Below are 15,064 nucleotides of genomic sequence, written 5' to 3'. Positions count from 1 at the left end.
TATGACTAAACTTTCGGTCACCTTGGCCACTTTTAATGAGGAAAAATTTTTGCCCCGTTGTCTGGATTCAGTAAAGGACATCGCTGATGAAATCGTAATTGCAGATGGAAAATCTCTGGATAGAACAGTCGAAATCGCTAAAAAATATAAAGCTAAAGTAATATCCACTACTAACAAGCCTAATTTCCACATTAACAAAAGAATGGCCAATGACGCGGCCACCGGCGAATGGATTTTGCAACTGGATGCCGATGAAGTCGTCAGTCCGGCGCTGAAGAAGGAAATTGCAGATACTCTTGAGAGTATCCCGGAAGAAAACGGTTTCTGGATTCCCCGGGCAAATTTTTTCCTCGGCCGTTTTTTAAAAAAAGGCGGAACTTACCCAGACTATACTATGCGATTATACCGCCGGGGTAAGGGTAATCTTCCGGCAAAAAGCGTTCATGAACAAGCAGTGGTTGAAGGAAAAACAGGCTACTTGAAAAATGATTTGCTCCACTACAATAACCCGACTTTTGGCGTCTATCTGGACCGGCGCTTTAACCGGTATTCAGACATTATGGCAAAAGAAGTTAACGGCGGCTGGTTCCAATATCTTTTCTGGCGGCCCCTCTTTGACCCTTTGCAGGGGTTTGTAATTGTGTATTTTCGCCACCTGGGTTTTCTTGACGGTTTTCCAGGTTTTGTTTGGGCCCTGTTTCAGGCGTTACTATTTCCCGTAGCATATTTTAAAAGCATAGAAAAAAAGATATGAGAGTTGCCATGGTAAAACCTCCGATAGTGGGGCACTCCGTGAGGGGTGTTGGCTTTTATGCCAAGCGGCTCTTTGAAGCTTTGCAACCTTTGGTTGATGTTCGTTGGATTGATGTACCGTATGTACCCACTACAGGATTTGACATTGTCCATTATCCCTATTTTGATTTTTCCTGGCCGACGCTTTCACCAATTACTACTGCTAAAACGGTGGTGACACTGCATGATGTAACCCCTCTAAAATTTCCTGAGCATTATCCATTTGGGTTGCGGGCAAAGATCGTTTGGCCTTGGCAACGGTTTCTTTTAAGTAAAGTAGACGCTATCCTCACAGATTCTGTTTGCTCGAAAAAAGATATTCAACAAATAATAGGTTTACAGTCACAAGTAACTTATCTAGCCCCCGATGAAGCCTTTAAACCGCTAAAAATAAAAAGAGAAAACTTTGTTCTTTACGTTGGCGGTGGCAATTGGAATAAAAATGTTGTTCCTCTGGTAGAGGCCTGCCGGAAGGTTAATATTCCTCTCGTGCTGGTAGGAAAGGAGTTTACCCAGACGGCGGGAAACAATATCGAAGCCCGGTCATTGAAAGAAGTACAGTCTTTTATTGACGGTAAAAATGTCATCGCCAGGGGATTTGTGGAAACTTCAGAGCTGGTTAAACTTTATAACCGGGCAAAAGTCTATGTTCAACCGTCAATCTATGAGGGTTTTGGACTGCCGGTTCTGGAAGCGATGGCCTGCGGGACACCGGTCATTTGCGGTAAAAATGGCAGTCTGCCGGAAATTGCCGGCGACGCGGCTACCTATACTGATGTAACAGATGTTGACGATATGGCTGATAAGATAGTTGCGGTTAAACCATCTGGAAAAGAGTTGGCTCAGGCGGCCAAGTTTTCCTGGACGAAAACGGCAAAACAAACCTATGAAGTCTATGAAAAAATTCTGGCGTGATAATGCCTTTATTCTTGTCATATTTGCAGTTTGGCGGTTTGGTTTGCTGTTTTTTGAGTACCTGGGGATAAGGTATTTGCCATTTAAAGGCAGCTTTCCTTATTTTGATACCATTCTTAAAGGCAGCGGGCTGCCACAGTGGCTGTGGCAGTGGGGGAGTTTTGATGGTGTCCATTACCTTATGCTGGCGAAAAACGGCTATGACGGTTTTGGGACTCAAGTCTTTTTTCCTTTATACCCGATGCTGATGAACCTCTTCTCCAATTTTCTAAATCCTCTTGTTGCCGGTCTGCTCATTTCCAATCTTTCGATTCTTTTGGCAGCCATAGTGTTGTATAGCCTCACAAAAAATAAATGGGCGGTGGCTTTTTTGTTTGCTTTCCCGACATCATTTTTCTTCGGCGCAATCTATACGGAATCGTTTTTTCTCCTCCTGGTTTTGCTGACCTATTCCTATTCAAAATTTTTCAGCATCCCCGCCGGGGCGACGCGGCTGGTCGGATCTTTTCTCCATCCGTTTGCCTGGTTGGGATTGGCGGCATATTCATTGTACCTGGGAATTCGCTTTGGGAAACCGCTGTTTTTCCTATCAGCCCAAAGTGCTTTCCAAAACGGCCGCGCGGACTCGTTTTCAACCCTCGTTAATCCTTTACAGGTCCTGTTTCGCTATTTGAAAATATTTTTTACGGCCAACCCCGCCCATTATGATTATTGGATCGCCGGTCTGGAATTCGTTGCTTTTCTTTTTGGAGCCGCAGTCCTGTTTTGGTTATCCGCGCGAAGGAAAATACCCGTTTCCTGGGCAATTTTCTCCTGGGCGGCCTTTTTATTACCATCGTTTTCGGGGACGCTTTCTTCCATGCCACGATACCTGTTAACAATTTTTCCGATCTATATCGGCCTGGCTGCAATAAAAAATACCCGCCTTAAGCTGGCAATTTTGTCTTTTTTTGTTGTACTATTGGGGATACTTACCGCGCTTTTTACCCGTGGCTATTGGGTTAGCTGATGAAAACTTTAATTGTGGTTCCGGCTCATAATGAAGAAAAGAAAATTGGCGAAGTGATTGGTGATCTCCAATCTTATGGTTATAGAGATATTCTGGTTGTAGACGATGGCTCCACGGATCAGACCAGTAAGGTTGCGGCGGAGAAAAAAGCAACGGTTTTGCGGCATGTGGTCAACCGAGGTCTGGGGGCGGCGCTGGGAACCGGGTTTGAGTATGCCCGGCGCAAGGGCCACGAATTATTGATTACTTTCGATGGAGACGGGCAACATAAGGCTAAAGATTTGGAAAAGCTGATATTACCAATTAAAAACGAACAAGCGGATGTCGTTATCGGCAGCCGGCTGATTAATCCCCGGGGTATGCCGTTGGCCCGGACAGCAGTCAATTATGCCAGCAACCTTGCGACTTTACTGCTGTACCACATCTGGACAACCGATACGACTTCTGGGCTTAGGGCTTTCAACCGACAAGCGATTGAAAAAATAGCCATTAAAACTGATAGAATGGAAGTCAGCAACGAGTTTTTTATGGAAATCAGGCGCAATAATTTAAGGTTAAAGGAAATTTCCATTAAACCGATTTATACTGAATACAGCCAGAACCATTCGCATAACGACCCGTCGCTTTGGCAGGCTGTAAGCGTGGGCAAAGGCATGCTCTTAAGATTATTTCGATGAATATAATTCAGATCATCTTAATCGTCTCTCTGCTGTTTGCCCTTAGCCGGGTGTTTCTCCGTTTACGTGACCACAAGGTGTCGGTGGCTGAATTTGGGTTTTGGGCTATCCTTTTCAGCGGGGCGATCACAGTAGTAGTTTTTCCCAACGAAACTACTCACTTTGCCCAGTTTTTGGGAATCGGTCGGGGAGTGGACTTAATTGTTTATGCGTCGATAGTTACTCTTTTCTATCTCATGTTCCGGGCATACGTTCTCATGGAAGATATTCGCCACGAAATCACGGAACTGGTTCGCAAGATCGCGCTTCAGGACAAGAAATAGCCCTATGAAGATTCTTCTGCTTTCCGAGTTTTTTCCGGTTGAAGACGGGGGCGAAATTACCGGCGGCTGCGAAACGCGGACTTATTATCTGGCTAAACAATTGGCAAAGAGCGGGCATGAGGTAACAGTGTTAACGGCCAATTTACCGGGAACTGGCAGGAACGATAATTGGAGCGGAATCAAAGTTATAAGAATCGGCCCGAAATATAGTTATGTTCAATCCGGTTCTGATCTTTCCCGACTCCTTTTTGCTTTAAGTTTAATTCCTAACGGCCTCAAAACTGATTTTGAGGTAGTTGACGCCAACAACACCGCAGTTTATGTGGCCTCTTTTTTAATTGCCAGATTGAAAAGAAAGAAATTGGTCTATTGGGTTCCGGATATTTTGGGCTTTCGGGGCTGGGTTAAGGCCTTGGGTTTGATAAATGGTTCTGTTAATTTTGTTAACGAATGGCTGGGTTTTACTATCAGGGCCGATAATTACATTGCCCTAAGTGAAATGACCCGGGAAAAACTGGAGAAAAAAGGGATAAAAGCTTCAAAGATTTCTGTTATTTATCCTGGGATTGAAGTAATTTCCAATAACAAAAAATTGAATCCAATAAAAGAGATAATCTCGGTCAATCGTCTGGTCGGATATAAGCATAACGACACGGTTATTAAAGCAATTTCGGAACTTAAAAAACGGGGAATTATTTTGGCATACAAAATTGTTGGCGACGGGCCACAGAAGAGTAAGCTGGAAAAACTAGCAGAAAACCTGGGGGTCAAAAACCAGGTGCGGTTTTTGGGAAACCTTCCTCATGAAGAGGTGTTAAAACAAATGGCGCAAAGCCAAATTTTTTGCTTGCCGTCGGCCATTGAAGGCTTCGGAATCGTAACTCTGGAAGCGGCCGGCTGCGGTTTGCCGTTTGTGAATAGTGATATCCCCGTTAATCAGGAAATCGCCCAAAAAAGCCAGGCTGGGCTGCTTTTTAAAACCGGCGATCCGCGGGACTTAGCTGATAAGTTGGAAGAGTTGGTTAAAGATAAAAATAAATACCAGAAATTAAAGGAAAGAGCCACACGGTTTGCCGGCGCAAATACTCTGGAAACTGCCGCCGGAGAAACTTTGCGGGTATACGCTAAAGAAATATGAAAATTTGCATGCTGACCGATGCCTGGCTGCCGGTTTGGGGCGGCGGTCAGGAACATGTTAAGCAGGTTGCAAAAATCCTGAAAGAAAAATATGAGTATCAGGTTGATATTATCGCCCCGACGCTTATTAATCCAAAGTTTAAGTTTTCTAATTTTTTCCACCGGGTCTGGTTCGCCTTTTGGGTTTTAAGATTCTTATTTACCTCTGACTACGATATTTATCATAGCCATAATTTTTCCACAAGTGCCTTTCTGCCGATTGTAAAATTGCGGGACAAAAAAACAGCGGTTACTGTCCACGGACTGGGGAAAAAAATGGTTGGCGGAGGACTACTGGACAGTCTGGGAATTGGCCGATTGTGGTTATGGCTGGTCCTTCGGGTTTGGCCGTTTGATTATCGTTTTTCTGCTGGCAACCTGGATGGTTATTTGACTGTGAGCAATGGGATTAATATCAAAGAATTCGATGCTGTCAAAGCAAAGAAGGACCCGGCTAAGTTCAGGATATTTTGGATCGGGCGGAAATACGATCCGGTAAAAGGAGTCAGATTTCTGGAGGAAGCCGTTAAAAAGATTGATAATCCCAAAGTTGAGCTGGATCTGGCCGACGGGATTTACGGCCGGGAGAAGATACAACGCTTCAAACAGGCGGATCTTTTTGTCTTGCCGTCACTGTCTGAAGGACTGCCAATAGTTCTTCTGGAAGCTATGGCCAGCAAGCTGCCCATAGTGGCCACTGATGTCGGGGATTGTAAAAAATTGATTGAGACAGCAAAATGTGGATTAATAGTGGCGCCCGGGAATGCCGTCCAGTTGGCGGACGCTATTCGGGTTATAATTAAGGATAAGAAGAATTATGGTGAAAACGGTTACGAATTTGTTAAGAAAAACTATTCCTGGGATAAGGTCGCCGCTGTTTATTATTCTTCTTACAGCCACGCTTATTCTAAGCTACAACCTCAATAAACCTTTCTGGGGACATCATGACTGGAATGGGGTGTATTGGGGACAGGTGGCCAAAAATTTCGCTGTCAACGGTCCGTTTAAAACCTCTTTCGCCATGACCCTCAACGCGGGACCGGTAAACAACCTATTAGAATACGATTATAATTTCCATTTCCTGCCTGCCTTCGCTTTGTTGTGGGCCCTCTTTTTTAAAGTCTTCGGGATAGCCAACTGGGTTTCGCGGCTGATGGCCATGGTTTTCTCGCTGGGGGCAATAGCTGTCTTTTATAAAATTGCCGAGAAATTCTTAGATCGAAAAACGGCAATCATCGCTTCTTTTTTCTGGCTGGTAACTCCAATGTTTATCTATTTTGGAAAAATGCCCGTCCACGAGATTCCTTTGATGTTTTTTGTTCTGCTCTCCTTCTGGTTTTATCTGAACAAAAAATTCTGGCCCATGTTTGCGGCCATTACCGCGGCTGAACTTTTAACCTGGCCGGGATTTTTCCTCGTGCCGGCGATTGCCCTCCATGCTTTTTTGACAAAATCCTGGAATAAAAAATATCTGCTGCTTTTTATTACCGCCCCGGCCCTGTTTGGCATCCACTTACTCCATGACCACTTTGTGACCAACGATTTTTTTGGCGGAGGCTTGCGGGAAATATTTCTGTTAAGAACATCCGGGGTTAATATGGTCTGGTATGTAAGAACTTTGGCCAGCTGGTCGTGGGCTTATTACTTTTTGTTGGTGCCTCTGGCTGCTATTGGCTTGGTTTGGAAAAGAAATAGAATTACTATCTTATTTTTGATGTACGCGGTAATTTATCCCCTGGTTTTTCGCGACGCGGCTTCCCGACATGATTATCTGCTGATCTATTTTTGGCCTTTTCTAGCCTTGTCTACGGCCCTGGTTATCCGGCCTTATTGGCTTGTCGCTTTGCTTGTGGTGGTGATGATTGCCGCGCGTTGGAATTTTATTATGGCCTTGGAAGACAGCAGTTTATACCGCGAGAGCGCGAGGATTGGGGAATATGCCGGAGCCAACACAATGCCGACGGACAAAGTGCAAGTTGTCAGTTTTGACCCCAGCGTTCCCTTCGACGGCTGGTTTGCCTCCTATTACGCCAACCGGCCGGTGATTTATACTCTTGACCCAAGCGAGATAAATCCGTCGTATAAGACCATCTATTACTATCCCGGAGGAAGAATTTCCCTAAAAGGAGAAAACAAATGAAGCTTCTGGCAATTGGCGGAGGTTTCGATCCAAAAAAAATTGGCGGCGCCGAGGCGCATTTCGTTGAAGTTTTAAAACGGATAGCTCCAAGTTTTGAGAAGGTAACACTAATAAACGAAATCTCTTACCCGAAAATTCCCAATCTTAGCTGGCTGACGTACTCAATTTTTGTTATCCCCGAGGTTTTAAAGGAAAAGTTTGACATCATCTGGTTAAAACAGGAATATTTGTGTTGGGCCGGTTTATTTCTAAAACTTTTAACGCGAAAACCGGTCTATGTCACCTGCCAGAACCCAAACCTGGCCACGGAAGAATGGGTGGGCAAAGGGCGGGCGGCCCAAGTCTTTCAGAAATATTTAGGCCCGATGTTTAATACCGTGCTGATGTTTCCGCTAAGATACATGGATACTGTCGCTGCGGTCAGCAGCTATAGCGCCGGTTTAGCAAAAAAATACGGTGCCAAAAAAGTGGTGATAATACCTAATGGTGTAGACACTGCCAAGTTTCAAGTTCAAAATTCCCAATCTCAAAAAAATTCAAAAATCAAAATTATTACAACGTCATCATTGATACCGCGTAATGGCATTGACACCCTGATTGAAGCCTGCGGGGACCTGGATATACCTTTTGAATTAACTGTTGCCGGCGAAGGACCGCAAAGACGGGAGCTGGAAAATTTAGTAACTAAACTAGGCCTAACCGATAAAATAGTTTTTCTGGGCCGCGTTGATTCGGAGAAGATCCCGCAATTATTGGCTAAGAGTGATTTGTTTGTTCGACCATCCCGTTTTGAGGGTTTCGGGAATTCTTTTATTGAAGCGATGGCGGCCGGGATACCGGTAATCGGCACCCCGGTTGGAGGGATAATCGATTTCCTTGATAACAATAAGACTGGTTTATTGGTAACTCCCGACGATCCCACTGGGTTGGCCCAAGCAATAGAGAAAATATATAAAGACTCCAAGTTACGCGAGAAATTAGTCAGAAACGCCAGAATGCTGGTAGCAGAAAAATACGATTGGGGCAACATCTCCCGGAAAGTCGAAGAGCATTTAATACAACTAGCCTGATGACACCGATACTTTTATTTTTTGTTTACTTATTTTCCGGCTACCCGTTAAGTCTTTTACTTTTAGATAACCCCAAATCTTGGGCGGAAAGGATTTTCAGCTCTATTGGTCTAAGTCTTCTTTTGACTTATCCGGCAGGATTTTTAAATGTCTTACGGGAGGGCCAGAGTGCGGCAGCGATTTTTGGTCCACATTTGTCAGGAGATCTGATGATGCTTGTTGGCTTACATCTTTTAGCCTGGTTGTTAGTTTTCTTCGTTAAAAAGAAAGAGACTCTCAAACTGAACTTAAAGATTAACTGGCTAGTAGTTATTCCAATTTTAGTTTCGGTTTTCTTTTCTTTTTACCAGCTTAACCGTGCGGATTTAAATAGTGATGAGTACGATCTCGGTTATCAAGCTTATAACCTTGTAGACGGTATTTTTGCCGGGAGGAAAGCGTATGTTTTATCTTTTTCAGCTCATCCACCCTTAACAATGTATATCCAGCACTTTACTATGCAAATTCTAGAACCACATGGATTGGATCTTTTATCTGACTGGATGTATCGTGCTGCCCCGGCAATGTTAGGGGTCATTACTGTTGGAGTAACTTATTATTTAATTTTAGAGATTGCAGAAGACCAAAAATTAGCATTTTTAGGTGCACTTTTGTTAGCCGTAAACAATTATCACGTTTTTCTAAGCAGAATTTTCCAACGGGAAATGTTTTTAGGTTTTTATCTAGTTTTGTTTCTTTACTTCTATACCCGGCATTTAAAAACAAAGAAAAATGAGTATCTTATTTTAAGTTCAATTTTTTTGGGAGGAGCAATGTTAGTAAAGGCAGTGGCGGTTATTTTTGTTCCGGTTGCTCTGCTTTTTACCAAGTTTCGGGCAAGGTTTCTGACAATTTTTTTACTGATGTTTCTTCCAGTAATTGTTTACAATCTTGGCGCTTATCTTTCTACAGGTTACATGGATATATTTTTTTCAAGGATCTTTCACACGCCAACGAATCCAGGAGCTTCGATGGTGCAATTCTCACCATTGCAGAATGTTTATAATTTTTTGTCGATTCTTACTGACCAGTATGGGCTCATTCTGTTTTTAGCCTTTGCTGTAAGTCTAGTTTTGAAACCAAACAAATTTATTCTCACGTTAATATTTGTAACTACGGCTTTTTTTCTCTCCAACGGTATAAGGGTTTATTATCTTTATTTTTTAACTGTTCCGTTAATTGTAACTCTGGTTTTTAGTTTCAAAAGATTTTGGCTATTGCTTGCTGTTTTAATTTGTTATTCAGCAATTTATACCGGCTCTACATTCTTTAACACTAGTTTTAAAGTTAGTGAACGCTTTACAGAAACTTATCCTCCCCCGTTGGCTAATCTTAGGCGGAATTTTTCCCTAACAACCAGGGGCTTTCTTGAAGATCGGGGCTGGAAAAGTTTGCAAGCCAATTTGACAGCGGCTTATACGAACCGAAGCTGCCTTAACGTGGATTTAAACAATCACCCCTTACAACTCCGGCGTTATCTTGGACTAAATGATAAAATCAAGGAGTTCTATTTAGGGACAGCATATAAGTCAAAGTATAGCTTATGTTCCGCCCGTCCGGGGGTAACGGATCAATGGCGGATAGTTGTTTCTGATCTTAGTGTTAACTATGAACGTTCTAACAATTAGTCTGGATAAATGTTTATTTGACCCCACCTCTGATGTCTTCCGACGGCACCAATTTTATGCTTCCGCTCTTTCCGGTTTAACGGTCATTGTTTTTACTTTGGAGAAAGAAAATAAAAGAGCCGTTAGCCGGAGGAATTTAAAAATAATCCCCACAAACAGTACAAATAAATTTAGTTATGTTCTGGATACCCTAAAAATTGTCCGGGATATCGATACAAAATTTGATTTAATCAGCGCCCAGGATCCGTTTGCTACCGGGGTTGCCGGGATTTTAGTTAAACGGTTTCTCAAGTATCCTTTGAATATTCAAATCCATAGCGAGTTTTTTAACAGCCGGTATTTTAGGGAAGAGTCGCTGTTTAACCGCTTTCTCTATTATTTGGGATTACTGGTTTTGACTCAGGCAGACAGCGTCAGAGCAAGGAACAACCACATTCGCGATGATATTAAACGCAGGTATCCGGGTTTGAAGAATAAGATTGGCTATGTTGGCGTAAGAATCAACGAAGAGTTTCTCAGACCGGTAAAAAAAGCTAAACGCCAGAAAGATCTAATTGTTACAGTTGGCCGGATAGCTAAACAGAAAAATTTTCCGTCATTAGTAGAGGCGGTCAATATAGCCAGAAAGCAAATACCTAATATAGAATTATGGATTGTGGGGGATGGAGAAGAGCGGAAAAATATCGGAGATGGGGCAAATGTCTTAGGCTGGAAGAAGCCGGATGAAATTAAAAAAATAGTGGAGAAAGCTTCTTTATTTGCTCTTTCCAGTAATCATGAAGGCTGGGCGTTGGTTTGTTTAGAGGCTCTGGCCCGGGGAACGCCGGTAATAATGACCAATACCGGTTGCGCCGGCGAGATTGTGATTCAGAACAAAACCGGCTATGTGGTTCCGGTGGGTAATGTTAAAAAAATGGCTGAAGGAATCGTGGAAATTTTGCGTCACCCGCAAAAATATCAAAAAATGGCGTTAGCGGGAAGAAAACTTGTCTTAATTGATGGTGAATTAGAAAAAATCAAAAAAGACATGCTCTCAATGTATAAGTTGACGATTCATGACACTAACTACAATTAGAAATTTATTCAGGTTTCACCTTTTTTCCTTGTCCGCAGATAATTTAACAAGAATAAAATTGCTAATTATCTTTGTCTGGTCCCCGATAAGGCAAAAACTGGGGATATTTCCCGATACTCAATTTAAGCTATCATTTCAAAAGTTTGGAACTCAGTTCGTGTTAACGGTCCGGGACAATATTGATACGGTAGCCATAGAAGACATTTTTATCAATGAGACTTATAAAGTAAGCCTAAATCAGAATAATCCCGTTATTCTGGACCTGGGTTCTCATATCGGCACATCAGTTATATACTTTAAACTACTTTACCCGAAATCAAAAATATTCTGTTTCGAGCCGAACCCCGATAACTACTTAATCCTTAAGAGAAATATTGCGTCTTTCGATGGAGTGAAAGCCTACAATTTCGCCTTGTCCGATGTTAACCAAACAAATAAGTTATACATTAGCGACGGTAGTATGTCTTCTTCACTTTTTCAAAGATATCCTAAACAGATGAGTATTGATGTCCAGTGTCGTTCACTTGATTCTATCGTTAAAGAACTTGGGATCAGGAAAATAGATCTTGTAAAGTTTGATATTGAAGGTGAAGAATATAAGGTATTTCGTTCATTTAAGAATAAGCATGGTACTGATTATCTTATAGGTGAGGTGCACCCGGATTTAATGAAAGCATCTTTAAGACGGTTTTTGTCTTTGTTTCCTGGATATAAACAAAAAATAGTTCCTTTAAACGGTGTACGTAGTTTAGTTCGCCTAACATGCTAATTTCTTTTGTTACCAAAATTAGGATGCCAGAGCAGCGTGGTGTCTCCCGAATGATTGCTGTTATGTGCCAGGCTTTTTTTGATAATGGTCACAAATTAGAGTTGTTACAACCCAGAATTCCGCCGGTAAAAACAATTAAAGAAAATTTTTGGGATTATTATCAGCTAGCACCAAACAGGTATGTCTTAAAAAGTTTGCCTTGCCTGATATTACCGGAGACTTTGTTAACGGAGCGGTTTTTCTCACATTTACGCTATTTTGTTATGAGCTGGTCATATAGTCTTGGACTGGTCCTGTATCTCTTCACCAACAAGAGAAAATATGTGCACTTGTTTACTGAATGTAAAGAAATTTTAGTTTTACTTAAGCTGATCAAACTAATATATAGCCCTACAGTTGTTTATGAAGTGCATATTTTGCCTGGTAATTTCTATGAACGGTTACTGGAAAAGATTGCACTTAGCAGGGTAGATATTATAGTTACCACTACTCATAAAATGGCAGAATATTACACAAAGAAGAATTTTGCAGGGAAAATAGAAGTTCTCCCAAATAGTATAAACTTGCAGGATTTTGATTATCAAACTTCCAAATCTGAGCTACGAAAGGGATTAAAACTACCTTCTGAAAAAATTATTGTCGGATATGGAGGCAGGTTTTTGACCAATAACATGGAAAAGGGTATACCAGAGCTTATCTCTGCTATGGGAATTTTAAAGAAGGAAAATAAGAAATTATTTTTGGTATGTGTTGGCGGACCAGAGGAACAGATAGAAAAATATCGCCGCCTAGCGAAAGAGAACAATCTGGCTAAAGACGATTATTATTTTATCGGTCACGTCCCTCCAAAGACTCTTTACAAATACATGCGCGCTTTTGATGTTTGTGCCATGCCCTTTCCTTGGACAGAACACTACGCTTATATAATGGCACCACTCAAGATGTTTGAATACATGGCTACCAAAAATCCAATTATTGCTACTGATCTCCCCTCCGTAAAAGAAGTGTTGATTGACCGGGAAACTGCGTTGTTGGCTGAGCCGGGTAGCCCAGAAAGTTTAGCACTAGGAATTAAGGAGTTGATTACTAACAAAAAGTTAGCCGAAACAATTGCTACTCAGGCTTTTCAAACAGTCTCGCAGAAATATACTTGGAGGCACCGGGCGAAGAGGGTTCTTTCTTTGATAACCGCCAGTCAATATACCGATCAATCCCTTCCCAAATAGTTACCGTAGGCTTAAATCCAAGTGTTTTCGCCTTGGAAATGTCTGCCGGAAACTTCATTACTTCGCCGGGGCGGGCTGGCGTATGCACGACTTTCGCCTTTAGTTTATTCGCGATGTATTGAGCAATATCTATAACAGAAGTATTAACTCCAGAAGCAAAGTTAACTGCTTGCCCGGATAATTCCTTGTGGTTCATAAGAAGTCCGAAAGCTTTTATAACATCAGAAATATAAGTATAGTCTCGTGTTTGTTTGCCTGTCCCGGATACTGTCAATGGTTCTCCGTGTATTGCCCTTTCTACCATTATGGGAATTAATGCGCCATGTTGCCCTGACTTTTGTCCCTCTCCAAAAATATTAAAAAAACGGCTTATGACAATGTTTAAACCGTAAGTTTGATAATAAGAATAACATAGGCGATCGGCTCCAGCTTTTGATGCGGCATATGGACTTTGAGGGCGAAGTTCTGATTCTTCATTTAAGGTAATACCTCTTTTGGGTTCACCGTAAACTTCACAAGTGCTCCAATAAATTAGTCGTGGCCTGTTTGTCAACTTTCGGATGGCTTCTAAAATGTTGTAGGTGCCATAAATATTAACATCTAAATAAGATCTTGGGTCCGTAACTGACTCATCTACATTTATTCTTGCGGCAAGATGGGTAATCAGATCGTGTTCGCGGACCGTCTTGTCAACCAACTCCTTATCAGTAACACTTCCCCACACAGTAGTCACCTTGTCCTTTAGAGTTAGAAGGCGTTCTTGCGAAGACTCCGAGAAGGTATTAAGAATAGTGATCTCGTGACCATTTTGAACTAGATAATTCACGATATGGCTTCCCTGAAAACCGGCCCCACCAGTGATTAAAATTCTCATGTTTGATATGATAACTAACAAAAGTAAATTTGTATAGTCAGGATTAAATAATAAATGAAAATACTTGAATCTTTCTCTCCAACAAATAATTTAATTCAAAAAATATCACTACTCGTGGGGTTAGATTTGAACTATGCTGCCTATTCCACAGCTTGGTTGTCTATTCTTAACCTACTAACCGCTGCAATTTCATTAATCTCAGTAGTAATTTTTACCCGTGTGTTTACTCCTCAAGAATATGGACTTTACAAATTTGTTTTTGTCATCGCCTCTTTACTTGGAGCTCTGACATTAACTGGAATGAACACCGCAGTCACTTTAGCTGTAGCAAAGGAGAAAGAAGCCATACTTAAAGAAGCAGTGCGGGTTCAAATAATATTCGGAACGCTACCATTACTAGTTGGTATTTCCTTAAGCTTGTTTTACTTTATTTCTCAAAATTTATTTCTTGGGTCAACAGTCCTCTTACTTAGTTTAGTAATACCCGTCTCTAATGCATTTAACACCTATTCGGCGTTATTTTTAGGAAGGAAGGACTTCAAACATTATTCAGTAATTACATTTGTTGTATTTTTTATTCCCATGTTGGTTTCAATAGTTGCACTAATTTTAAGATTAGGGCTTTTCGCTGTTATAAGTAGTTATTTTATTTCAACCTTGCTATTTAATATTTTTATTTATAAATTAATTATCCAAAAATTTCCAACTAGTTTGGCTCAAGATCAGAGCATTATTAAAACGGGTATATACCAAAGTATCCTTAACTGTTTAAATACTGTTGCCCAATATCTCGACTCTATTTTAGTGTGGCATTTCCTGGGATCAGAGAGCCTAGCGATGTATTCGCTAGCTATTTCTATCCCCGAGCAAGCTCGGATATTTTTTAAGTTTATACCTTCTTTAGCAATGCCAAAGTTAGTTCACCTGTCTGTAGACGAAATTAATTCCTTTTTGCCCCGCAAGGTTTTGTATTTTTCGTTAGTTATTGTTTTGGGAATTGTTGGTTACTACTTTTTGGCCCCCACGCTTTTTCATTTATTCTTCCCAAAATATAATCAAGCTATCCCATTAACCCAATTAGCTGGTTTGAATATGATTTCAATAGTTCCTGGAGTTATGGGAACCGCATTGGTGGCAAAGCAAAGGCATCGACGTATGGGAATATCGGGAGTAACTACTCCTATCGTACAAATTGCATTAACTTTCGGGTTCGGGTATTATCTTGGCTTAGTAGGTCTGATTCTGGCAAGAATAGCTACACAGGTTTTTATAATAATTGAGAATTATTTTTTATTAGTTTACAAGTGATAATATTGAGTCGTGTCGGATGGAAAATAGACAGATTTTTTTA

General features: G+C 41.4%; 15 protein-coding genes. 14 read left to right on the top strand and 1 reads right to left on the bottom strand.

What is annotated here, in order from left to right:
• Nucleotide 1 precedes the first annotated feature (1 nt).
• From M1403_01345 to M1403_01285, 13 genes are all read left to right on the top strand, one after another.
• Nucleotides 2–754 carry a glycosyltransferase family 2 protein gene (locus M1403_01345; GenBank protein ID MCL4397652.1) on the top strand — a complete coding sequence of 251 codons (753 nt, stop codon included), beginning with the start codon at nt 2–4 and terminating at the stop codon, nt 752–754.
• On the top strand, nt 751–1,707 hold the full coding sequence (locus M1403_01340; protein MCL4397651.1) for a glycosyltransferase family 4 protein: 957 nt from the start codon (nt 751–753) through the stop codon (nt 1,705–1,707). Before M1403_01345 ends, M1403_01340 begins: the two co-directional genes overlap by 4 nt.
• The gene (locus M1403_01335; GenBank protein MCL4397650.1) at nt 1,688–2,716 is read left to right on the top strand and encodes a hypothetical protein; all 1,029 of its coding nucleotides are present in this window, start codon (nt 1,688–1,690) and stop codon (nt 2,714–2,716) included. The genes M1403_01340 and M1403_01335 overlap by 20 nt, the downstream gene beginning before the upstream one ends.
• Nucleotides 2,716–3,393 carry a glycosyltransferase family 2 protein gene (locus M1403_01330; protein MCL4397649.1) on the top strand — a complete coding sequence of 226 codons (678 nt, stop codon included), beginning with the start codon at nt 2,716–2,718 and terminating at the stop codon, nt 3,391–3,393. The genes M1403_01335 and M1403_01330 overlap by 1 nt, the downstream gene beginning before the upstream one ends.
• Complete coding sequence (locus M1403_01325; GenBank protein MCL4397648.1) at nt 3,390–3,716, top strand: DUF2304 family protein; 327 nt, start codon at nt 3,390–3,392, stop codon at nt 3,714–3,716. The genes M1403_01330 and M1403_01325 overlap by 4 nt, the downstream gene beginning before the upstream one ends.
• Nucleotides 3,717–3,720: 4 nt before the next feature.
• Nucleotides 3,721–4,854 carry a glycosyltransferase family 4 protein gene (locus M1403_01320; protein ID MCL4397647.1) on the top strand — a complete coding sequence of 378 codons (1,134 nt, stop codon included), beginning with the start codon at nt 3,721–3,723 and terminating at the stop codon, nt 4,852–4,854.
• Nucleotides 4,851–5,819, top strand: coding sequence for a glycosyltransferase family 4 protein (locus tag M1403_01315; protein ID MCL4397646.1), 969 nt, complete (start codon nt 4,851–4,853; stop codon nt 5,817–5,819). Before M1403_01320 ends, M1403_01315 begins: the two co-directional genes overlap by 4 nt.
• On the top strand, nt 5,710–7,032 hold the full coding sequence (locus tag M1403_01310; protein MCL4397645.1) for a glycosyltransferase family 39 protein: 1,323 nt from the start codon (nt 5,710–5,712) through the stop codon (nt 7,030–7,032). The genes M1403_01315 and M1403_01310 overlap by 110 nt, the downstream gene beginning before the upstream one ends.
• Entirely contained in the window at nt 7,029–8,102 is a 1,074-nt protein-coding gene (locus tag M1403_01305; GenBank protein MCL4397644.1) for a glycosyltransferase family 4 protein, read from the top strand. The genes M1403_01310 and M1403_01305 overlap by 4 nt, the downstream gene beginning before the upstream one ends.
• Nucleotides 8,102–9,769, top strand: coding sequence for a glycosyltransferase family 39 protein (locus tag M1403_01300; protein MCL4397643.1), 1,668 nt, complete (start codon nt 8,102–8,104; stop codon nt 9,767–9,769). The genes M1403_01305 and M1403_01300 overlap by 1 nt, the downstream gene beginning before the upstream one ends.
• Complete coding sequence (locus M1403_01295) at nt 9,750–10,844, top strand: glycosyltransferase family 4 protein (GenBank protein MCL4397642.1); 1,095 nt, start codon at nt 9,750–9,752, stop codon at nt 10,842–10,844. Before M1403_01300 ends, M1403_01295 begins: the two co-directional genes overlap by 20 nt.
• Nucleotides 10,825–11,613 carry an FkbM family methyltransferase gene (locus M1403_01290; GenBank protein MCL4397641.1) on the top strand — a complete coding sequence of 263 codons (789 nt, stop codon included), beginning with the start codon at nt 10,825–10,827 and terminating at the stop codon, nt 11,611–11,613. Before M1403_01295 ends, M1403_01290 begins: the two co-directional genes overlap by 20 nt.
• Nucleotides 11,614–11,675: 62 nt before the next feature.
• Complete coding sequence (locus tag M1403_01285; protein MCL4397640.1) at nt 11,676–12,839, top strand: glycosyltransferase family 4 protein; 1,164 nt, start codon at nt 11,676–11,678, stop codon at nt 12,837–12,839.
• On the opposite strand, the gene M1403_01280 is transcribed toward M1403_01285, so the two are convergent.
• Entirely contained in the window at nt 12,727–13,713 is a 987-nt protein-coding gene (locus tag M1403_01280) for a GDP-mannose 4,6-dehydratase (protein MCL4397639.1), read from the bottom strand. The genes M1403_01285 and M1403_01280 overlap by 113 nt on opposite strands.
• A gap of 54 nt (nt 13,714–13,767) precedes the next feature.
• Here M1403_01280 and M1403_01275 point away from each other — a divergent pair, with 54 nt between their 5' ends.
• The gene (locus M1403_01275; protein ID MCL4397638.1) at nt 13,768–15,021 is read left to right on the top strand and encodes an oligosaccharide flippase family protein; all 1,254 of its coding nucleotides are present in this window, start codon (nt 13,768–13,770) and stop codon (nt 15,019–15,021) included.
• Nucleotides 15,022–15,064: the final 43 nt, after the last annotated feature.

Source organism: Patescibacteria group bacterium (genome assembly GCA_023380635.1).
Classification (GTDB): domain Bacteria; phylum Patescibacteriota; class Microgenomatia; order JAMCZE01; family JAMCZE01; genus JAMCRP01.
The sequence above is the reverse complement of the archived record's forward strand: the minus strand, read 5'-3'. Positions and strand labels throughout refer to the sequence as shown.